The 20,954-nt window shown below is 42.1% G+C and carries 19 protein-coding genes and 1 pseudogene; 12 read left to right on the forward strand and 8 right to left on the reverse strand.

What is annotated here, in order from left to right; all coding sequences use genetic code 11:
• Positions 1 to 254 precede the first annotated feature (254 nt).
• Entirely contained in the window at positions 255 to 374 is a 120-nt protein-coding gene (locus tag V2H77_RS23655; protein ID WP_445935489.1) for a DUF7706 family protein, read from the forward strand.
• A 59-nt stretch (positions 375 to 433) separates the two neighbouring features.
• On the opposite strand, the gene V2H77_RS12630 is transcribed toward V2H77_RS23655, so the two are convergent.
• From V2H77_RS12630 to V2H77_RS12655, 6 genes and pseudogenes are all read right to left on the reverse strand, one after another.
• The gene (locus V2H77_RS12630; protein ID WP_265379374.1) at positions 434 to 895 is read right to left on the reverse strand and encodes a hypothetical protein; all 462 of its coding nucleotides are present in this window, start codon (positions 893 to 895) and stop codon (positions 434 to 436) included.
• A 7-nt stretch (positions 896 to 902) separates the two neighbouring features.
• Entirely contained in the window at positions 903 to 1,259 is a 357-nt protein-coding gene (locus V2H77_RS12635) for a hypothetical protein (RefSeq protein ID WP_341499074.1), read from the reverse strand.
• Positions 1,232 to 1,376: pseudogene (locus V2H77_RS12640) on the reverse strand (RHS repeat-associated core domain-containing protein); the annotation flags it as partial. The gene V2H77_RS12635 and the pseudogene V2H77_RS12640, both read right to left, overlap by 28 nt.
• A 221-nt stretch (positions 1,377 to 1,597) precedes the next feature.
• Positions 1,598 to 1,909: a DUF7716 domain-containing protein gene (locus tag V2H77_RS12645; protein ID WP_341499075.1), complete on the reverse strand. Its 312-nt coding sequence runs from the start codon at positions 1,907 to 1,909 to the stop codon at positions 1,598 to 1,600.
• A gap of 13 nt (positions 1,910 to 1,922) precedes the next feature.
• Positions 1,923 to 6,212 carry an RHS repeat-associated core domain-containing protein gene (locus tag V2H77_RS12650; RefSeq protein ID WP_341499076.1) on the reverse strand — a complete coding sequence of 1,430 codons (4,290 nt, stop codon included), beginning with the start codon at positions 6,210 to 6,212 and terminating at the stop codon, positions 1,923 to 1,925.
• Between the two features lie 12 nt (positions 6,213 to 6,224).
• Complete coding sequence (locus V2H77_RS12655) at positions 6,225 to 6,650, reverse strand: DcrB-related protein (RefSeq protein ID WP_049582893.1); 426 nt, start codon at positions 6,648 to 6,650, stop codon at positions 6,225 to 6,227.
• Positions 6,651 to 7,882: 1,232 nt separating this feature from the next.
• Here V2H77_RS12655 and V2H77_RS12660 point away from each other — a divergent pair.
• On the forward strand, positions 7,883 to 8,401 hold the full coding sequence (locus V2H77_RS12660; RefSeq protein WP_341499077.1) for a sigma-70 family RNA polymerase sigma factor: 519 nt from the start codon (positions 7,883 to 7,885) through the stop codon (positions 8,399 to 8,401).
• Positions 8,402 to 8,503: 102 nt separating this feature from the next.
• On the forward strand, positions 8,504 to 9,379 hold the full coding sequence (locus tag V2H77_RS12665) for a glycerophosphodiester phosphodiesterase family protein (RefSeq protein WP_341499078.1): 876 nt from the start codon (positions 8,504 to 8,506) through the stop codon (positions 9,377 to 9,379).
• 149 nt (positions 9,380 to 9,528) lie between these two features.
• On the opposite strand, the gene V2H77_RS12670 is transcribed toward V2H77_RS12665, so the two are convergent.
• On the reverse strand, positions 9,529 to 11,454 hold the full coding sequence (locus V2H77_RS12670) for a sigma 54-interacting transcriptional regulator (protein WP_341499079.1): 1,926 nt from the start codon (positions 11,452 to 11,454) through the stop codon (positions 9,529 to 9,531).
• A gap of 247 nt (positions 11,455 to 11,701) precedes the next feature.
• Here V2H77_RS12670 and V2H77_RS12675 point away from each other — a divergent pair, with 247 nt between their 5' ends.
• The 7 genes from V2H77_RS12675 to V2H77_RS12705 are packed head-to-tail and all read left to right on the forward strand — an operon-like array spanning position 11,702 to position 17,614.
• Positions 11,702 to 12,184, forward strand: coding sequence for an MSMEG_0572/Sll0783 family nitrogen starvation response protein (locus V2H77_RS12675; protein ID WP_228902444.1), 483 nt, complete (start codon positions 11,702 to 11,704; stop codon positions 12,182 to 12,184).
• Positions 12,185 to 12,214: 30 nt separating this feature from the next.
• Positions 12,215 to 13,222 (forward strand): Nit6803 family nitrilase, encoded by a 1,008-nt coding sequence (locus tag V2H77_RS12680; protein ID WP_341499080.1) that lies wholly within the window; start codon positions 12,215 to 12,217, stop codon positions 13,220 to 13,222.
• 23 nt (positions 13,223 to 13,245) lie between these two features.
• Positions 13,246 to 14,343, forward strand: coding sequence for an MSMEG_0568 family radical SAM protein (locus tag V2H77_RS12685; RefSeq protein ID WP_341499081.1), 1,098 nt, complete (start codon positions 13,246 to 13,248; stop codon positions 14,341 to 14,343).
• Between the two features lie 12 nt (positions 14,344 to 14,355).
• Entirely contained in the window at positions 14,356 to 14,919 is a 564-nt protein-coding gene (locus V2H77_RS12690; RefSeq protein WP_341499082.1) for an MSMEG_0567/Sll0786 family nitrogen starvation N-acetyltransferase, read from the forward strand.
• Complete coding sequence (locus tag V2H77_RS12695) at positions 14,916 to 15,986, forward strand: sll0787 family AIR synthase-like protein (protein ID WP_341499083.1); 1,071 nt, start codon at positions 14,916 to 14,918, stop codon at positions 15,984 to 15,986. Before V2H77_RS12690 ends, V2H77_RS12695 begins: the two co-directional genes overlap by 4 nt.
• Positions 15,974 to 16,264, forward strand: a complete 291-nt coding sequence (locus tag V2H77_RS12700) for an MSMEG_0570 family nitrogen starvation response protein (RefSeq protein WP_341499084.1) — start codon at positions 15,974 to 15,976, stop codon at positions 16,262 to 16,264. Before V2H77_RS12695 ends, V2H77_RS12700 begins: the two co-directional genes overlap by 13 nt.
• 12 nt (positions 16,265 to 16,276) lie before the next feature.
• Positions 16,277 to 17,614 (forward strand): MSMEG_0569 family flavin-dependent oxidoreductase, encoded by a 1,338-nt coding sequence (locus tag V2H77_RS12705; protein ID WP_341499085.1) that lies wholly within the window; start codon positions 16,277 to 16,279, stop codon positions 17,612 to 17,614.
• Between the two features lie 411 nt (positions 17,615 to 18,025).
• On the opposite strand, the gene V2H77_RS12710 is transcribed toward V2H77_RS12705, so the two are convergent.
• Positions 18,026 to 18,250, reverse strand: a complete 225-nt coding sequence (locus V2H77_RS12710) for an AbrB/MazE/SpoVT family DNA-binding domain-containing protein (protein ID WP_341499086.1) — start codon at positions 18,248 to 18,250, stop codon at positions 18,026 to 18,028.
• Positions 18,251 to 18,525: 275 nt separating this feature from the next.
• Between V2H77_RS12710 and V2H77_RS12715 the strand changes: the two genes are divergently transcribed.
• Complete coding sequence (locus V2H77_RS12715) at positions 18,526 to 19,608, forward strand: GmrSD restriction endonuclease domain-containing protein (RefSeq protein ID WP_341499087.1); 1,083 nt, start codon at positions 18,526 to 18,528, stop codon at positions 19,606 to 19,608.
• Positions 19,608 to 20,384: a HEPN domain-containing protein gene (locus V2H77_RS12720; protein ID WP_341499088.1), complete on the forward strand. Its 777-nt coding sequence runs from the start codon at positions 19,608 to 19,610 to the stop codon at positions 20,382 to 20,384. The genes V2H77_RS12715 and V2H77_RS12720 overlap by 1 nt, the downstream gene beginning before the upstream one ends.
• Positions 20,385 to 20,954 lie beyond the last annotated feature (570 nt).

Here is a 20,954-nt window from a genome sequence, read left to right on the forward strand (position 1 = left end):
ACAAAGTGTTCAAATTTTTCACTACAACGCTACCTGATATAGCGGACTCGCTGACGTCCAGAATTAACGACCATTTTCAGGTGCTAAAAACTGCATTTTGAAGTTTATTGGGTATAATCTCATTCAGTTGACTCACATTGAAGCGCTAAATAACTTTCCAAAATGGTGCTATACCTTATCTACCAACAACCATATGTATAACAATGAGTTGAATAAAACCATGTGTAGCGGAATTATGAAACCTTATTTAGTTTTTGCCCAACTGGGCGGAAATACTCGCCTGTATCGTGAATGATGAGGAAGCATACCAAATCAAAGCTGCGATCTCTAAGTTCCAGTCCGCGCTGGCGTACCGTGGCTATGCGCCACGGTAGATCATGAATAAAATCGGAAGGATCTGGGAAGATCTTTCCGGTTATTTATGAAGTCTAATTTACACTATTGAATAGCTTATATTCTTGCATTTTATATTTATTATTGCGTCTGTAAATATAATTTCATGCATTAAGAAATTATCACTTGATAATAATATTTCATCAATTAGCCAATCTCCATGAGAATAATCATCATCAGGCCACTCACATTTTTTCTTTTCAATAGAATAAGTAAATACATTAGAATAAAATAATTCTATAGTATTTTCATAGGCACCTAATAACGAGATATGAATATTGTTTACTCTAAAGTCCCCCAAACTCTCTTCTAAAATGGATAAATTTTTTATTCTAGAATCGTGAGGGCATCTCTTATCACTATGATCATAATGCCAACTTGCTCTCATAAATTGCAATGCTTCGTCAGGAATAAACTCACTCACATTATTCACATAATCAGGATAACCTGAACTATCCATTGTATATCCATCTTTATTCTCAATGAGTTTTATTATTTCCATAGTATCATTAACATCCCGCACGTCGGTTATTTCTGATTTTTTCAGAATATTCTTTAATAGATTTCCTGCTACCAGGAGTGCCTTTCTGAGGAAGTTTTCCTATTTTTCTCAATTCATCAACAGAAATACCGTTTAATGTATCAGAAACATTTTTAGGAACTTTAACCTCATTCGCGATAGTTCCATGCTTATTAAAGAAGCCATCAGGCCCATATATACCAACCTCTTTTCCGCTTGGAGCGTATACATGAATTTCAAATGAAGTTCCACTACCAACATTAAATCTATCTATTCGTCCTTTGTAGCCGTCAGGCAAAGATAATGGTGCTTTAGGGACCAACCCCCAAGGGTCGATCCACATCATTGGATTGGGGGCATACTGATATAAGTTCAGGCCCCCTGCCAACCCGATCGGGTCAGGCGTTATAAACCGGCCAATTTCCGGCGCATAATACCTGAACGTATTAAAATGCAGCCCGGTTTACTCGTATCATCCTGATACTCGCCCTTTCAGGGTAGCGCTACGCGCTATTCAAATTTGTTCCCAACAAATTTGTCTTTGTCAAAATATTGTCCCGTATAGCGCAGATTTTTCCTGAAACGTGAGATGATAAAGCTGCGTATGCAGGAGATGATTAACAACTACGGCACGAGATAACCATGAAGCACAGTGGGAAGCTCTCTTCGGGCTCCCCGTCTGATTTAATCTAAGAAGTCATCTTCTTCGAGATAGTAGATCACAGCCTCTAACAGCTCATCACGGGTTACATTGGGGTGATGTTTCAGTTTGTTGTCGATAATATCTAAGAATGTTGCATATTCCAGCCAACCTTTATATTTATCTTCCATTTCATCCATATCTTCCTCTTCATCTCTCGTTTCAGGAAGATAATAATTTGCATTATTAATACAGTTGATTTCATTCATAAAATCAGAGTCAACAAAAAAATACCATGCTTCTGGGCGCTCTTTATAGATGGACAGCAACCCATCAAAACCTTTGATTGTCCGCATTTAGTGTTCCCCCTTAACGACATCCATTGCCACCACCCCACTTTTTTCGACCGCCTGAACCATCGGGGTGATAAACTTTATGATAAGAATTATGATCTTTACGATCAACTAAGCTTAACTTGCCTGATTCATTTTCATGATGCCAAGTCATTCCCGTAGGAGCATCACCTTTGAAATTACCACGGCTACTAGGCTGGACATGCTCTACTGTTCCGGGATATTTAGTTTGTATCTCACGCCTGAACTCTGGATCAGTCTGTAAGCGTTTATAGACGGATTCATTACCCCGTTTAAAATGCTGACGATCGGATAACTGGTATTCAGATGGATTCAGGGTGTGTTCATGGAACACATGGTACTTCCCTAAACCCCGCTGACCTTCCCCTTTGTATAACCCCCAAGGATCAATCCATGTCATCGGATTGGGCGCATAGGTATACAGGTTCAATCCACCGGCTAAGCCGATCGGATCAGGCGTTATAAACCGGCCAATTTCCGGCGCATAATACCTGAACGTATTAAAATGCAGCCCGGTCTCTTTGTCAAAATATTGACCGGCATAACGCAGGTTTTGCCTGAAATTATAGCTTGTCGATGACAGGGCCGGATCGGTGAAGTAAGCCAGCGGCGGGCCATCCAGTTCACCAAAAATGTGATATTTTCCCGCCCACGCAATTTTCCCGTCCTCGTCCGTGACTTCCAGCGGCGCACCGTTGATATCGGTGTGGTACCAGAAGTAATTGTGCCTGGCTCCCCGTGTGACGATGCTGGCCAGCGGGGTGTAGCTGTCATGGGATTCATAGCAGTAGGTCTGGGTTTCGCCACTTTTCGTGTCACGCTCCTGCAACAGCCGCAGACCATGCCAGACAAAATCAGTTTGTTCATAACGCGCCAGTCCATCAATCCCGATTTTTACCCCCTTGCGGATACGCCGCCCAAGGGCATCATAGTGATAACGTGCCGTTGTGTTGCCGATTTTCGCCACCGTCAGGCGGTTGTCGCCATCATAGCAGTAATCCTGGGTTCCCCGGCGGGTAATATTGCCGTGCGGGTCGTGCTCATAGCGCCATTCCCGCCAGTAGCTCAGACGGTCGCCCTGCGGCGTCACCGCTTTAGGGACCCCCTGCTCTTCCGCTTCCTGTTCCAATATCGACTGCGGTTGATCCAGCAGGTTATCCGCCCGGTCATACCACAACATATCCTCATAAGCGCAGCCCTGACGCGTCACTTTTTTCAGGCGACTTTCAGAGTCATAAAGATAGTCAACTATGCCCCGGTAATGATCTTCCATCATCTGCAATTCGTCCTGAGGGCCGTAGACCCACGCCCGCCACGGCTTGCCCTCACTGAGATAGGGCAGGGGCTCGGCATCGACCTGTTTCAACGGCAGGCTGTACTGGTGGATACAGCGCCCCAGCGGATCATAATCGCGCAGCTGGAACAGTTTGCCCTGCGTGCGGCGGGTTTCACGATGCAGCCGGTCACGCTCAAATTCAGTAAGGAGTGTCTGTTCATGCCGGATCGCACTCAGGTGACCGGAGCCGTAGTAGAGCCAGCTTAAGGTGCCGCCCTGTGGCAGCGTGAGGGCGGTCAGGTTATCCAGTTCGTCATAGCTGAACTGGAGGACGTCGTCGCCGTTCTGCTCGCGAATAACCCGCCCCAATGCGTCATAGTCAAAACGCACGGTGTTGGGCTCTATTCCCAGTTGTTTGCCGTTGTCGTTCGGTTCACGGCTAGCCTCCAGCAGCCTGCCCATGCTGTCCCACCGGTACTGGTAAGTGTCTGTGTAAGTTTCCCGCTGGATCAGCCGACCGGCCGCATCATAATGCTGGTGTACCTGCCGTTCCGGGTACTGGAACACGCGGTCACCCATACGCCGTTCGGCGCTTAATAAGCCCGCCGCGTTGTATTCGTACCGGATGAGGGTGTCGTCAGGACGGATTTCTTCGATTAAGCGCCCTTCGGCATCACGGTTCAGCCGATAGCGGTCATCGTTGGCGTTGTCGAGCTGTATCAGATGGCCCTCGGGACTGTACTGATAGCGAATTTGACGTTGTAAACGGTCCGTCGCACAGACCACCTGACCTAATGCATTGTATTCCCAGGCGCGGGGCGCATTCTCATTACGCTGGTGTTGGGTTAGCTGACCCGCGCTGTCCCATGCCAGGTGTTCTGTGGAATCGTCAGGATAGGTGATGAGGATTAACTGGCCGCTATCGTTATAGTCATAACGGGTCGTTTCCATCAGCGCGTTGGTAAAGCGGCTCAGTCGGTTCTCATCGTCGTAGCGCCATGTGCTGCTTTGCCCGGAACAGTCGGTGTGGCGCGTCAACTGCCCCTGACCATTCCACGTAAAATGGCTTTCCCCACCTTTGGCATCAGTCACTTTGTAGGGACGCGCCGTATTATCAAAGACGTAGTGATAACGGGTAGTTTGCTTCAGCGGCGAGGTTTCACTGATCAGCCGCCCAAATTCATCGTAAGCCAGCGCCGTCTCGGTACCATCCGGCCAGAAGATAACAGTGAGCCGGTCGGTATCATTCTGGTACTGCCAGCCGGTCTGGTTGCCGTTGGCATCGGTGAAGCTCAGCTGACGGCCGTGCTTGTCCCATTCACTCAGACGGGTGTGCCCGTCCGCATCTTTGTAGCCGTTCGGCAGGTCAAATTCATCCCACAGGATATGGTGCTCCGTGCCGTTGCGGTCGAGGCAGTGGATGATGTGGCGCGCGTCGTTGAGATGCCAAACCGTGCGGGTGCCGTCGTGCCAGTGCGCCGTGCGGGTGAGGTTCTCATCGTCGTATTCCAGCCGGTAGCCCGCACCCTCGCTGGTTTGCCGGGCAATGACCCGCCACAGCCCTTCGGCTGTCTGTGCCCACTGGTAATCACAGCGCAACCCCCGTCTGTCCTGATGCCATGCCATCACGCCCTGTTTCGTCCAGCCGAACTGACGCTGGAGAAGGTCATTGCGATGGCTGACCCCCGTCAGTTGGGCGTGCTCATTATAATGGTAACGGCAAAGCTGAATACGATGGCCGTCGCGCAGTTCGCGCCAGACGGCGGTAAGACGGGAGACAGGTTGGTTATCGTTTTCCATCATTACGTAATCGCAGTGCAGGTTCAGACCGCCATGACCCGTGATGCTGACCATCCGGTTCTGCTCATTATAATGAAAACGCTGTTCGTTACCGACATTATTGCGGATGTGGCTCAGGCGGCTGAGGCCGTCATTATCAAAAGCCGTATAGTGATAAACTAATTCGCCTGCATCACGAATTTCCCATTTGCCCTCTTCCGTGTGTATCAGGTCGCTTTGAGCCTCAGGGCAAAAACAGCGATGACCTGCCGGCACGTCAGGAAAGGGTACGGTATCCCCGGCAGGGGAACGCCAGAGCAAGCCGCCTTCCACGCGCGTGAGATGGCTCTCCCAGAACAGGCTCCAGCCCCGACCCAGTACGCTGTCATACTGATAACGGCTCAGGTAACTACGCTGCCAGTAGAGCGGTAATTCAGCATCAAAAACGAAGTCCAGCTCATCCTCATCGTTCAGGAATTTCTGACCGGCAATGACTTCCACCGGGTTCGTCAGAATACCCGCGACAGGCGCAGCCACGGCAAGCGCCCCCAGCCGGCAGACGATTTTGCGGATTTTTGCCGCGCCCGGTATCTTGTTAAACAGCGTCTGCAACGCGCCGGGGCCTTTGGCTGCCGCGCCGCCGAAACTGATTAACCCGGCTGCAAACATGGTTAAATCGGAAACGGTATACGCCCATTGGGGGATTTCCGGCACAATCTTTGCTGTCTGCGCCGTCCCGCCGCCGATGAAGACATTCGACGAACCGGTCATGACCGCTGCATCACAGACCGTTTTGTCTCCGACCCGCACCGCAGGATAGCCATTGATGAAAACGGAAGCAGAGCCTTCTGCCATCTGGCGCAGGCCATTCTCTTTACTGCACTCTACTTGGCTGCGTGTCGCGATAGCAGCGGGTTGGTTGTTGATAAAGACATTGGGGGAGCCTCGCGTGATTTCCCCGCAGGGACTTCGCGACGAGGCCCCCTTAGAGACGCAGGCGTCACGCGCCATGTCGCCTAAATATCCCGCCGCCATGCCCACCACAACGGCGGCGCCAATCAGCAAAACGCCTACCCCGAGACAGGATGTAGCTAATCCGGCGATAAAGAGAGCCCCCGACAGAATTCCCCCGGCAGCGGAAATTAATGAACCGATGACGGTGCCCGCAACCAATCCCGCCATGACGCTGGAATGGCCTATCGTGTCCCCAACTCGCGCGGCTTCTGGCATAACGTCTCCCCCCTAGAATTGGAAACTTTTCAGGCAGTCATCCAGCCACTGCCGTTGAGCATCGGTGAACGCCTGCTGGGATGACAGGGTGAAAATCAGCGCTTTTTTCTCATTCAGCAGAAATACCGCCTGATATTGATAAACTTGCTGCCCCTTTTTGGGCCGATAACGGGAAAGCAGCGCCATGCCTTGCAGCCGGTTATCGCCCAGCGTTGCGGGTTTTTCTTCCAATAATTGCCAGTTGCGCAGACCATTTTTCAGCAGATCTTTTTGGCGGGTGAGGTAACTGGGGAGATCTTCGCCTTCAACCAGCTTATCACGCGCGATATTTAGCGCGGGCGCATCGGGCGCGATGAGGATGTTTACCGTCTGTTCCTGATAGCCTGCGGGTAACAGAATGCTGCCTTCAGTGAACCGACAACGTGCTTGATTGTCCATCTTTCTTTTGTCTTATATAGGAATGCCGAACATAGCAACAACATTGATAATCCTGATTAAACAGATTCAGGGGGTACTCCCTGCTCTGTCATCAATAAATTTATACAATCAATAATACTGTCCGTTTAATATTCAGACAAAAAGATATAACAAAAAATCGGCTATGTCTTGATTGTTAGGTGAATTAATACCCAATTAATTTAATTAAATGCGATACGAATCACAAAACAATGCCAATAATCGTGCTGAAAATCCGTCTTAATCAGCTAAATCACTACAATTTTATTCAATAAATTTACCTTGCCCGGTTTATAGACCTTGCATTAATCACCAGATAAGTTTAACTCTGCATTTTTTATGATATTGAAAAAAATTATCTCTGTTTAAGGATGGTCAGTCAGAGGCACACAGATTCAAACTCATTTTTTTGGGTTGGAATGTGTAGACAATCAAATTTAAATAGCAACTAAAACCAGAATCCTTTGGTTTTTCATCAATTGCTGGCGAACCCGTTCTGTTGATCTAACGTCTTCTCCAGTACATAACTCATACCCGGACGGCTATCTGCTTCCACAATGGCATTTAGATTTAAAACCAGAAAGAGTAAAGGATATGCTAATGGTATTAAATCAAAGTCCATTTCTTTAATGGTTTTTAATACTGTTAAATATTTTTATCCTTTTTTGCTGCTAATCAGGTTTAATCAAAAGACTTATCGGCTTTTTTTAACAATTATCTTTGATTTTTCGAAAGCCTCTTGTAATCATGCAAAAATGTAAAATCTTTTTTGAGAAAACTTTTTAATGCGGCTAATCCTGTTAAATGTTTTTATATAATATTCCTGTTATTTGGTTAACCCAGTTATTTTGTCACCTTATTAATCAATTTAAAACCCATTTTTCCTAGTGTTTTCTCTTTCAATACCAGTATAACATCAAGTTTTTTACCCGCTTTAAAAAAGCTTTAATCATTGATTTTCACCTTTAATGATTAAAGTTTTATCTGTTTTTTCATCGCAAACTTACGCTTTTTTCCCGATTTTAAAACCACGTTGACAGCTAAAAAATGGCGTTCCTTAACACTTGTTTTATCATTGATGAAAACTCAGCAGTGATAATCGAAACGCTAAAAGTCAGTAATCTAAGAACCTCATGTGATGACAATCACTTGACAGCCAATGCTTACATTCAAATAATAATCATTATCATTTTCACGAGTTATTGGAAATCATCATGGCAATCCAGAAAGCCATATCTGAAATTGATAGTTTTGCTCAACAATTTTACGTTGAACATCATGACTGGTTATACAACTGGCTACACCATAAAGTCCCTTGCCCCTGTCAAGCTGAAGATCTCACTCAGGACACTTTCCTGAACGTTATATCAAGTTCAAATTTGTCAGAAATCCGCCAACCACGGCCTTTTCTGGCGACCGTGGCCCGATGTTTGGTTGCCAACTATTACCGTCGAAGAAAGACCGAAGAGAGCTATTTGGAATATATAAACTCCACACCAGAAATGACCATGCCTTCTGCTGAAAACAGAATCGCCACATTTGAGCAGCTTAAAGAACTTGATATCACTCTGGATAAATTGCCAGTCCAGGTAAAAAGCGCTTTTTTGCTGGCACAGCTACAAGGTCTGCGTTATAGCGAAATAGCTGATCAACTTCAGGTTTCTTCCAGTTCAGTAAAACAATACTTGCGACGAGCACATAACAAATGTAAAAAAATTCAAATTCTCACTTAAAATTCAAAAAACCGTGTTACATTCAAAATTGATTTCATGATGAAATCATTAATAAAGTTAATTATTTTAACTTAACTATAATTAGATTTTATGGAGAAAACGATGCGACACGGAATTACTGCTGCAATCCTACTTTGCTGCTCTGCCAGCGCTTTCGCAACAACACCACAAATTATCGCTCATCGTGCTGGTACAGGTGATGCGCCTGAAAATACCGAGTACGCAATTTCTAACTCCCTGGAGAATAAAGCAGATGCTATTTGGATTACTGCTCAGCTTTCAAAGGATGGTATTCCAGTACTCTATCGTCCATCAGACCTAAATAGCTTGACCAATAAAAGCGGACTCGTCTCTGTTTATAAAGCAAGTCAGTTGGCTAAATTTGATGCCGGTTACAAATTTGGCTCTGATGGTCATCATCCATTCCGTAATAAAGGATTAGGTATTCCAACATTAGAACAAGTCTTAAAAAAATACCCAGATACTTTCTTCTATATTGATCTGAAATCACCGAATGCAGATCCAGCACAGCAAGCCAAAGCACTAGAAAAAGTACTAACCAAACAAAAAGCGCTTGCCCGTACCCGTTTCTATTCCACTAACGAGACTTACCTTAACGCATTACCAGCAATAATTCAGCGTTTTGAAAGCCGTGATAAAACTCGCACCATGCTGGCAAATATCACAATCGCTCACCAATGTGATATCCCTGCAAATACCGACACCACTCGCTGGTATGGTTTGGAAATGCGCCGTAACGTAGAAGTTGTTGAAAAATACACTCTTGGTGAAGCACGTTCTAAGTCAGTATTATCATGGGATAAAGAAGCAATGGAATGTTTCCGTGCTAAGGGCGGCGCGAATATCATTCTCTTCGGCATTAAAACTGAAGAAGATTTCAAACAAGCTAAAGAGCTTGGCGCCGATGGTGTGCTGGTAGATTCTCCCAAACTGTTCAGTACCTTTAAAACAAAATAAGCATTGGGGGTTCTCAAAAAGAAACTTCTCCAGTCACTATTTTGTAGGAACACTTTTTCCTATCAGACAAAACCCTATATAAGCAGAACCCGCAATTTTTTGCGGGTTTTTGCTGCTGAGGTGTCTTTTCTAAACTCAAGATAAGATTTTTAATAATCAATCCCCAATTTCTTTAAGCGTGAGATCAATGTCGTTGGGTTCATTCCCAATAAATTTGCTGCACCGTCATCACCAAAAATTTTCCTTTTGCATTGTTTAACGGCAAGAGAGAAATTTTTAATTTCCAACTCTTTCAGTTGTTGCATGGTCAGCACGTCTTCAATCTGTTGAAGTTTATTGTGAATATTCTGATACGTAGTTTCATTTTGCTGTTGATCTTGCTCTAGCAAATATTTAAAAGAAACCGTGCCTTGTTTCGCTATAATTAGTGCGCGTTCAATGACGTTTTGCAATTCACGAATATTGCCAGGCCAGTCATATTGCTGTAATTCTAAAATATGCTTTCGTGAAAATGGTAGATAATTAATTTTACGCTTGTCACAAATCAACTTAGTAAAATTCCTAACCAAAAGTGGGATATCTTCTTTACGGTCACGTAAAGCCGGTGAGTAAATCGGGAATACATTTAAACGAAAATACAAGTCTTCACGAAAGCGCTTGTGTTTAACTTCTTCTTTTAAATTACGATTGGTAGCAGCAATAATCCGCACATTCACATGTCGCGTTTTTTCTTCTCCAACCCGCTCAAAGGTTCCTTCCTGCAATACACGCAGCAATTTACTTTGTAGCTCGATAGGAATTTCGCCAATTTCATCTAAAAACAGTGTACCTTGGTCTGCCAATTCAAAACGTCCGGCACGGTCACGCACAGCCCCAGTAAATGCACCTTTGACATGTCCGAAAAATTCACTTTCAAACAATTCCGAAGGAATAGCGGCACAGTTGACCCGAATAAGTGGTTGCTGTTTACGGTGACTAGATTGGTGAATAGCACGGGCAATCAGTTCTTTGCCTGTACCTGATTCACCATAAATCATCACATTGGCATCGGTTGGAGCGACCACCTTGATTTTTTCAATAATCTGTAAAATGGATTCACTACTGCCAATAATTTCGTGGTATTGATTTTCTTGTAAAATTTCTTCTTGCAGATATTCATTTTGCTGTTCCAGTCGGCTTTTTAAATCTTGCAGCTCTTCAAGGGCATGGGTTAGTTGTTTTTCGGTATTTAGCCGCTCGGTAATATCACGGAACACCACTACCGCGCCAATAATTTCACCATCACGAATCACTGGGGTACTAGTAAATTCTACTGGAAAGCAACTGCCGTCACGGCGCCAAAAAATTTCCTGAATACCTTCATGCACAATACCGTCATGGACCGCTGCATAAATCGGGCACTCTTCTTCAGGATAGGGGTCGCCATTTTCATGGGTATGGTGATGAATCTTATGGATATTGTCACTCAATACATCTTCTGGTTGCAGCCCCAACATTTTAGCCCCAACAGGGTTAATAAAGGTACACAAACCTTGTTTGTTAATACTGTAAATGCCGTCGCCAACTGAACTCAGTAATAAATGCTTGCCTGTGTCGGAATCAATAAATAGCTCTTGTAAGGCTTGCGATTCTTTTAATTCTCTGAGGATAACTTTATCGGCATTTTTATTGAATTGGCGTAGTTCTAAATCTTTGATATCCACTAGCGACCATATCAGCAAGGTTTTGTTTTTATAGGGCAATGAAATGGAAGTAATATCCAACTGGATTCTTTCACCATTTTTATCAAAAACATACAGCTTATTGTTCCAGGCCCAACCGTTTACCAAAGCTTCTTCGGTAAATGCCATAAGGTATGGCAGTTGTTTGCAATGACCAAAAATAGAAGTCACCGTTTTTTGAATAATTTCATGACGTTCATATCGTAATAGTTGAGCAGCACTGATATTCACATCAATAAACTGGTTTTGGTGTGGGTCCAACACAATTAATGCCTGTGACGTGTGTTCAAACACCAATGGGCGAATCGAGTTTTCAGAAACTACCCAGTCAGAAATAAAGTCAGTCGTATTCATACTATGAAGTTTCATAATTTAAGCTATGAAATTTCATAATACTACGAAAAATCCTAATTCCCTAGCAGTTCAATTTCTCTCCATGAAAAATGTTTTTATAAAATTTAAATGATATTTTTCAATGTGATAGAAATTAACTTCCATTCCAAAATATAACTTGGCACAACTCTCGCAATAATTTCTCGCAAGAGTACAGACAAACTACATGTTGGTTCATTCCCAAATAACATTGAACTAGGAGTTGGTTATGCCAAAGATCGATATCGAACAATATAAAGACGGTGATTTTCTTGTTGATTACGAAGAAAAAGTGTTTGAGGACGTCAAAGCCCAGCCAGGGGAAAAAGCATTAGTGACTTTCCATACTGTTGCATTTGAAGGCTCTATTGGCCTGATCAATGTATTACAGGCAAAGCGTTTATTACGCAAAGGCTTTGAAACCAAAATCCTGCTTTACGGCCCAGGCGTGCAGTTGGGTGTACAACGAGGTTTTCCAACTTTAGGAGCGGAAGCTTTTCCGGGTCATTTAGCCGTCAACAATCAGTTGAAAGCCTTTATGGAAGAAGGCGGCGAAGTCTATGCCTGCCGTTTTGCGTTGCAAGCGTTGTATGGTCAAACCGAAAAAGCGCTTATTCCGGGAATTCGTCCCATTAATCCATTGGATGTGATGGATTTAAAGCTGCTGATGCGTCGCGACAATGCCTTGATCATTGATACCTGGACCGTCTAAGAAAACATAAACTATGAGGGGGATAAGGTTATGAACCGAATAATTAAAGCTGCCGCAGTGCAATGTAGCCCAGTGCTTTATAGTCAAGCCGCCACGGTAAAAAAAGTCTGTGACATTATTTTAGAGCTTGGAAAACAGGGAGTGCAATTTGCAGTCTTTCCTGAAACCGTCGTGCCTTATTACCCCTATTTTTCCTTTGTACAGCCGCCATTTGCTATGGGTAAAGAACATCTAAAGCTGTTGAATGAATCGGTGGTTGTACCTTCCGAAGCAACCTCAGCGATTGGTCAAGCCTGTCTTGAAGCCAGCATGGTGGTATCGATTGGCATTAATGAACGTGCTGGCAGTACGATTTATAACGCGCAACTGTTATTTAATGCCGATGGTTCAATCATTCAGCATCGCCGCAAAATTACCCCAACTTACCATGAACGAATGGTGTGGGGGCAAGGTGATGGCAGTGGTTTACGTGCCATTAATTCTGCTGTGGGGCGTATTGGTTCGTTGGCATGTTGGGAACATTACAACCCGTTGGCGCGTTTTGCCTTAATGGCAGATGGTGAGCAAATTCATGCCGCTATGTTTCCCGGTTCGTTAGTAGGACAAGTCTTTGCCGATCAAATCCGCGCAACCATTCAACACCATGCTTTAGAATCCGGCTGCTTTGTGATCAACGCCACCGCATGGCTGCATCCCGAACAGCAACAGCAAATTATGCAGGATACTGGCTGTGATATCGGTCCAATTTCAGGGGGATGTTTTGCCGCTATCGTTTCTCCCGAAGGCAAGCTGCTGGCTGAACCCATCACACAAGGTGAAGGTTATTGCATTGCTGATCTGGACTTTAATCTGATTGATAAACGCAAACGCATGATGGATTCGATTGGACACTACAGCCGACCTGAATTACTCAGCTTACTGATTGATCGTCGTCCAACACAGGTATTACACGAACTGAAAGTTGAAACATCAGCTCAAAGTCATCTCGAAAAACTCTCAAAACTTAATGAAGAACATGCCGAAACCGTATTGATGTAAACCCAATCGATAGGGGGTTAAAGATGTCTGCAATACAACTATTAACCGGTTTGCAACTATTAACCGATTTGCAATGTAATGGTCTGAACTGGGAAGGCGATTTTGGCTTGTCCCGTAAAGGTGGCGCAGGGCCAAGCGATCATAAGGCGCTAAGCCTTGGCGGGCAGACCATGATGATTCCTGTGCTGAACCTTGCAGCACAAGACTCTCCCTATACCGCAAAGCCTGAACCACACTCTGACAAGGTAATTGTTTTTAAAAACCGGATTCCGGTGGCAACCTTAACTGCACCTGCACGACCACGTTTTTACGATTTAAAAACCGCAGAAGGCATTGCCTACGAACAAATTGCGACCTTACATAGCCGTGATGTGTTGGCGACAACCGTGTTACAGCACTGCATTCGTATGAAGGACAAGGCAACTGCCTGCCAATTTTGCTCAATTGAGCAATCTTTAACAGAGGGTCGAACCCTGATCCGCAAACGCCCGGAACAATTGGCTGAGGTAGCGAAAGCGGCCGTTGAGCTAGATGGTGTCAAACAAATGGTGATCACTACAGGTACGCCAAATACGGGAGATCGTGGCGCTAAAATTTTATATGACTCCGTTAAAGCGATTAAAGCGCAAGTAGATTTACCGATACAGGTACAGTGCGAACCGCCTGACGATTTTGCATGGTTTCAACGTTTAAAAGATGCAGGAGCGGTATCGATTGGCATGCATCTTGAAGCGGTAAGCGAGCGTGTACGGCAGAAAATTATGCCGGGCAAAGCCGAAGTATCGTTGGAAAAATACTTTGCGGCATTTGAAGCAGCCGTTGCGGTGTTCGGTCGAGGACAGGTCAGTACCTACATTTTGGCAGGTTTGGGCGACACTGAACTGGAAATCGTGGAGATGACCGCCAAACTGACTGAAATTGGGGTATATCCATTTGTGGTACCGTTTGTGCCGATTCGAGGCACGCCATTAGAGCATCACCCTAAACCTGATCAAGCTTTTATGCAGTCGCTCTATCCGAAAATCGGACAGCAACTCAAACAACATGGTTTGAACTCAGAAAATACTCAAGCCGGCTGTGCCAAATGTGGCGCCTGCTCTTCGCTGAAAGCGTATGAATAAGGAGAATGTGATATGGAACTTTCTCACCATCCCTGGCTGCTTGAACTAAATAAAGGGCTGAAACAATTTGTTAGCGATGACATTGCCATCAAAATTGTGTCGGAAGATTGGGAACGTCGCCAATATTATCGTTTGCGTGAAATGACCTTTCGCGATGAACAGAAAATCTTGCAACAAGATCGTGACGAATACGATGTTAAAGCATTAGGCATTGTCGCCATTGGAAAAATGTGTGGTGAGCATGACCGCGTGATTGGCGCAGTGCGAATTTTCCCTGATGGCGAACAGACGTGGTATGGCGGGCGTTTATGCGTAGAACCTTTATATCGACGTCGTCATACCATTGGTAAAGCATTAATCAACGCAGCAGTATCGACCGCTAAAAACTTGGGATGCCGTACTTTTTTAGCCACCGTGCAAAGTCAAAATGAACACTATTTTCGAAGGTTGTGTTGGGATAGTTTGCATCAGTTGACCGTTGCTAACATTCCACATGTGCTGATGCAGGCACAGATTGAAAACTATCCATTACCGCATGTCCCGATGCAAGCCTATATGCAAAAGGAGACACAATGATGAAACTCAATCAATTACTCGAAATGTTAAAACATACACCTGCTATGCAGTCTAAGCAGGCGATTGCTCACAATATTTCAATCAACACAGTTTCAATCAACACAACTTGCCATGTGGATTCATTGGATAACTTATATGCCTATCCCGGAGATGACACGGCAGCAGTGCCGCTAAATGGTCAATATATATTGCACGCCTGTGAAGGCATGTTACCAAGCTTTGTTGCCAATCATCCTTATTTTGCCGGATGGTCAGCGGTCATGGCGAATATTAGTGATATTGCCGCAATGGGTGGTCGGGCATTATCAGTGGTGAACAGTTTTTGGCATACCCGTAGCGAACATGCCCAATTGTTAATGCAAGGTATGCAAGATGCCTGTCGTGCTTATGGCGTGCTACTGGTCGGCGGACATACCAACCTTGGCGTGATTTATCAGCCCACTTTATCAGTTGCGATTCAAGGCATAGCGCGAAAACTGCTCTCGGTGTTGCATGTCAAACCACAACAAAAAATTCTGATCGCTTTAAACCTGAAAGGGCAATTCCACCCCAATACCACTTATTGGAAATGCTTTGAACGGGTGTCTGACCGCATTTTACAGTCACAAATTGCCTTGTTACCGCAATTGGCGGAAGCAAATCTGGCTCATGCCGCCCGTGATATCAGCAATGCCGGTATCTTAGGCAGTTTATTGATGCTGCTCGAAGCTACAGCATCGGGGGCACATATCAACTTAGATGCCATTCCTAAACCTGAGAATGTGGATTGGTTTAAATGGCTCCAAATCTTCCCCAGTTTTGGTTTTTTACTGACGGCCGAGGCAAATGAATGTGAAGAGATTATCGAGCTGTTTCACCGTCAGGGCATTGCCTGCGCGGTGATTGGTGAAACCAATGTCAGTGGTGTAGTTGCCGTGCAGCAACAGCAGCAATACGGCATATTTTGGGATTTTAACCGCCAAATGTTCACCGGTTTTTGTTATGTCGATGCTTTAAAAAAATTACAAACTCAATCCGTACAGATTAAACCTAAAAATCAGCAGGAGTCGATGTTATGCCCAGTGTGAATTTTACTGTGAAATGGCCTAATGGGGAGCTGATTCAATATTACTCCCCCTCAACGGTGATTTATGAATATTTGTCCATCGGTCAGCGTTACCCAAGTATGCAATTCTTACATCAGGTTGAAAATGGCCTGCATGCCGCCTCGGAAAGAGTACGGGCGCGTTATGGCTTTTTCTGTAGTTCGGCCGCGGACAATCTGGCGATAATCAAACGCCAAGCCAAATTCTTCGGGTTAAATCCGGAAGATCACATTGAAGTTATTGAAATGAAGAATGAATGAGAGGGATATTCCATGTTAAGTATCCAAAATCAAATATTACAGCCAAATTATGACGTGGTGATTATTGGTGGTGGTCAGGCAGGTTTATGTATCAGTCACTATTTACAAAAAGCAAGCATTAACCATGTAGTATTGGAAAAAGAATCCGAGTTAACCCATAGCTGGCGCCATAAACGTTGGGATAATTTTACCTTGGTGACACCGAACTGGCAGTGTCTATTGCCTGAACATCCTTATCAGGGAAACGACCCTGACGGCTTTATGAAAAAGCATGAAATTGTGACATATCTTGACGAATTTATTGAGAAAATTAATCCTCCCGCCATTTTAAACATTCAGGTAGAAAATGTGAAAAAAGTGGCAGCACATGAATTTGTCATTGAAACCAATCACGGCGCAACCACAGCCAAACAGCTTGTCATTGCGGCAGGCGGGTATCACACCCCGATTTATCCAAAATTAAGCGATACCTTGCCTCAACATGTGAAAGTGATGCATTCGGAAGAATATTTAAATGTCGATCAACTGCCTAAAGGTGCGGTGTTGGTGGTCGGGTCAGGACAATCCGGCGCACAGATTGCCGAAGATTTACATCTGGCAGGCAAAAAAGTCTATTTATCGACAGGCAATGCGCCACGTTGCGCTCGCTTCTATCGCGGTAAAGATGTGGTGAAATGGCTGTTTGATATGGGTTATTACGAAACGACGGTCAAAAATCATCGTTATAGCGAAGAAGTACGTAACAGTACCAACCACTATGTCACAGGACGTGACGGCGGACGTGATATTGACCTGCGTAAATTTGCCTTAGAAGGTATGCAACTGTTCGGACATTTTGATGACTTTAAAGAGGGTCAATTCTGGTTTAAACCCAATTTATCAGAAAATCTGGACCATGCCGATATCACTTATAATCGCATTAATGCCTCAATTGATGAATATTTAGAGAAAAACAATATTACAACCAAAGAACCTGCCTCGGTGTATCAACCTGTTTGGCAGCCTGAGCAGGAAATCACACATATTGATTTAGCAAAAGAAAATATCACCTCAATAATTTGGTGTATTGGTTTTAGACCAGATTATTCATGGATTGATTTAGATATTTTTCAAGCCAATGGTTATCCAAAACATGACCGTGGTATTACCATTGATCCAGATGTCACGTTTATTGGTTTGCCGTGGTTATATACATGGGGTTCTGGACGTTTTCTGGGGATCGATCAGGATGCCGCCTATGTGGTACAACATATTGAACAACAAATAAGTCAGCAAAATATACATACATTGCCTACTTTAATTAAAGGTGCTAAATCTGAAATCAAAGATAAAAGAATATCGCAAATGTGAAATTCCTAACTTTGCCCGACAGAATATTTTTAAATTCTTATTTTTTCAATAAGAGTCTCATAAGGCATTTTACTTTTCAAACCACCATGTGGGTTGTAGTTGTTGTAAAATGCCTCCTACTCAACCAATTTAAATAGTGGATTTTAAACCGATAATATTTATAAGGAAGTTTTTTATTGAAAATATTTTACGGATAATGGCGGGTTTCAGCTTTCCTTTTAGCGAATTTTACGTTTCATAAAATACAGTTTCATTCTTAGCAATGAAATAAGGGAAAAATTAAACGCCAAATAAAAAACCAGTATTTTGTCAGCAAGTTTGATTTTAAAATCTGGAAAAAGTAAGTTTGTCATTAACCCAAGTTAGCATGCCAGATGTCACCCTTACTTGGGATATTCCTTCTACGCATTATTAAATCACCTCATTACCAACAGGATGAGAATTTAGATTGTCGGCTGTTGCTTCGTTGAAAGTGCGCACTTCTGTCTTATCAATTCCCTGCAACAATTCAGAGAGAGACTTCCTGCCTCTGGCAACTCTACCTGCTGGTTTGATGTTTATTCTGTCACCTAACGCTTTTACATTCAATTTTATACCTACGGCTCCACCCTGTTGACGTAAACATGTTATTGACATAATAACTTCCAATCAATGTGTAACTTTATCTTACATATTAACTGTATCACATAGTTTCACAAAGTCACCCTTTTCCCTTTAAATAAGGGCTCCAACAGAATTAGTAGAAAATAGTATGCTAAGCATTAGTATCAGTTTGAACTATACGTGTAGTGACCTGCAATCAATAACAGTTTTCGATTACAGGTCACTACAGATATAAGCTTATTTTAGTTCACCTAGATGCAAGTGGTGATGTATAATGCTACATACTTTACTTTTTTGAGGTTTATAACATGACATTGAAAAATCAATTGGCTGACTTACAGAAAAAAGCCAAAGAAAGAACTGTAAAAACTCAGAACATAGAGTATGACTTAGAGACATTAGTAAAAAAAATAGACCGTAAAACAATAAAGCTTAATCCTGATTATCAGCGCAGACATCGCTGGACAACGGAAGCTTCATCTCGGCTAATAGAAAGCCTAATACTTAACATACCTATACCTTATGTATATATATCTTTAGACGTTGATGTAGATGATGAAATCGATGATGAAGATGAACAATATAGATATTCAGTTATTGACGGCCAGCAGCGAATTACTGCAATATATGAATTTATGAAAAATAAATATCCTTTATCTGGATTAGAAGTATTATCTCCATTAAATGGCTCTTACTATAAAGATTTACCGCCATTCTTAATAAGAAGATTAGAAGAAAGAACCATTAAATGTCTAAGAATAGATTCAACTGTTGATTCACAAGTAAAATATGACATCTTTGAAAGACTTAACACAGGAGCATTAAAACTCGAGTCACAAGAGCTAAGGAATGCCATTTACAGAGGACCATTTAAAGATCTCCTAGTTGAATTATGTTTAAATAGTGATTTTAAAAAGACAACAAATCTGAGCGATAAAAAAATAGCAAAAATGGATGATCAAGAAATCATTCTTAGATTCTTTTCACTACATTACAAAGATGGATATAAAGACTATAAACCCGGATTTAAAAAATTCCTCAACGATAAAATGGAGCTTTTTAACGGATTAGATGAAAATGAACTAAAAGAAATGAAAGCTCTATTTGAAAATACATTCAAAAAGATTGTAAATAGCAATATTGACATACCATTTTCAAACTGGAGTAATAACAAAACAACTGGTAAAATAAAGAAAAAATCAAACTTTAATGTTGCTGTATATGACACAGTTTGCAGAATATATGTTTTAGGTAATAAAAAATTAACAAGAGAATCACTAACCGATTTCCTGTTCAGTGATCCTAGCTATGTAGAAGCTAATTCTGGAAGCTATAACGATATATCAAAGTTAAAAGCCAGAATGACTAAAGCTATGGAGTTATATAAATAATGAGAACGTTTACTGTCGACTATCTAAGTAAGCTTAATGCTCAATGGAGAGAAATTGATTACATAATTGACTTGGCAGATAAACACATACATAGCCACATTGATACATATAATAGCTTATGCCGTTCAGCTATGGTCTTATGTGTATCTCATATGGAAAATTTTTATAAGGAATTAGTGAAAAACTTCATTTCAGATATAGAAATAATGGATTTCAAATTACTTCCTGACGCAATGAAAAGGCAATTTTGTAGGAAATTTATCGGATATGACGAAAGCAGAGAAAATAATGAAAAGATAGTATCTCTAATTAAAGAATTAGAACAACATGGTAATTTCAAATTATCTTACGATGCGTTTCTTCCAAACAAAAATAAAAATCCAAAACCTAGCATTATTGAATCAATATGCGATAATTTAGGAACAAAAAAAATATTTAAACAGCTGAATGGAACAATATTTGATAACGTATTCTCTATGACTGATAAGGAAATAGAGCGATTCGAAAAAATCATAGATATAGCAGCAAAAAAAAGACTATCAAAACAAAATAAGTTAGATACATTTGCGTTAATAAGAAAAACACAGTCAACACAATCACAAGACAGAAGTCTTTGGGAATCATTTTTTGATAATATTAATACAAAAAGACATGATATTGCTCATGGTAATGTTTTTGACAACTCAACATCCACATTAGAATTAAGAACAATAAAAAACAAATGTAAGATATTTCAAAAAATTTGTATTTTCATTATATTTTCAAACCTTAACTAATATCTAATTGGGTTAATTATAGAAAATAGAAAAAATAATACTCTAAGCCAAGAGAGCATAAAATAATGCCCTACACTTTTTTATGCTCTCTAAAAACATCGATACACTGACATTAGCAGAGAAAACATCAGGAAAAACGGATTTTAAATTGATCAACAAAAATGATAAAGTTAACCCAATCACAAAAATATAAAATTATATTAAAATTCTTAATAGAGTTAACTTCATGACGGAAAAAGAACAATAACGTTTAGTCGGATCAAAAACGATTAAAGCAATGGGATTTAATTTTAATCCTATTGTCATCTCTTTTACTCTCTCTGTCTTTAAACTTAAAAAATCAAACTCCAGAAAAGGAAAACAGATAAAGGTTAAAAACACTAATATAAAGGGATCAAAATTTCAAATAAAAGACCGATTTAAATAAACAAATACACTTTTCAGATAAATCGTATTTAATCTAAATCTATTAAACATTAAAAAAGAATTTAAAACAAATCAGCAATTAATCTAATCTAATCTAATCTAAATAGGTTCATATTAAAGTGTTTTCCCGCCACTATTTTACGA

This window comes from Photorhabdus sp. P32, from assembly GCF_038085095.1.
GTDB lineage: Bacteria > Pseudomonadota > Gammaproteobacteria > Enterobacterales > Enterobacteriaceae > Photorhabdus > Photorhabdus luminescens.

Coding starts and splice junctions, on each gene's coding strand:
- V2H77_RS12655 (WP_049582893.1), bottom strand. CDS start 6,650: ATGGACAATCAAGCACGTTGTCGGTTCACTGAAGGCAGCATTCTGTTA.
- V2H77_RS12630 (WP_265379374.1), bottom strand. CDS start 895: ATGGAAATAATAAAACTCATTGAGAATAAAGATGGATATACAATGGAT.
- V2H77_RS12660 (WP_341499077.1), top strand. CDS start 7,883: ATGGCAATCCAGAAAGCCATATCTGAAATTGATAGTTTTGCTCAACAA.
- V2H77_RS12650 (WP_341499076.1), bottom strand. CDS start 6,212: ATGCCAGAAGCCGCGCGAGTTGGGGACACGATAGGCCATTCCAGCGTC.
- V2H77_RS12695 (WP_341499083.1), top strand. CDS start 14,916: ATGATGAAACTCAATCAATTACTCGAAATGTTAAAACATACACCTGCT.
- V2H77_RS12675 (WP_228902444.1), top strand. CDS start 11,702: ATGCCAAAGATCGATATCGAACAATATAAAGACGGTGATTTTCTTGTT.
- V2H77_RS12715 (WP_341499087.1), top strand. CDS start 18,526: ATGACATTGAAAAATCAATTGGCTGACTTACAGAAAAAAGCCAAAGAA.
- V2H77_RS12635 (WP_341499074.1), bottom strand. CDS start 1,259: ATGATGTGGATCGACCCTTGGGGGTTGGTCCCTAAAGCACCATTATCT.
- V2H77_RS12645 (WP_341499075.1), bottom strand. CDS start 1,909: ATGCGGACAATCAAAGGTTTTGATGGGTTGCTGTCCATCTATAAAGAG.
- V2H77_RS12690 (WP_341499082.1), top strand. CDS start 14,356: ATGGAACTTTCTCACCATCCCTGGCTGCTTGAACTAAATAAAGGGCTG.
- V2H77_RS12670 (WP_341499079.1), bottom strand. CDS start 11,454: ATGAATACGACTGACTTTATTTCTGACTGGGTAGTTTCTGAAAACTCG.
- V2H77_RS12680 (WP_341499080.1), top strand. CDS start 12,215: ATGAACCGAATAATTAAAGCTGCCGCAGTGCAATGTAGCCCAGTGCTT.
- V2H77_RS12720 (WP_341499088.1), top strand. CDS start 19,608: ATGAGAACGTTTACTGTCGACTATCTAAGTAAGCTTAATGCTCAATGG.
- V2H77_RS12710 (WP_341499086.1), bottom strand. CDS start 18,250: ATGTCAATAACATGTTTACGTCAACAGGGTGGAGCCGTAGGTATAAAA.
- V2H77_RS12705 (WP_341499085.1), top strand. CDS start 16,277: ATGTTAAGTATCCAAAATCAAATATTACAGCCAAATTATGACGTGGTG.
- V2H77_RS12700 (WP_341499084.1), top strand. CDS start 15,974: ATGCCCAGTGTGAATTTTACTGTGAAATGGCCTAATGGGGAGCTGATT.
- V2H77_RS12685 (WP_341499081.1), top strand. CDS start 13,246: ATGTCTGCAATACAACTATTAACCGGTTTGCAACTATTAACCGATTTG.
- V2H77_RS12665 (WP_341499078.1), top strand. CDS start 8,504: ATGCGACACGGAATTACTGCTGCAATCCTACTTTGCTGCTCTGCCAGC.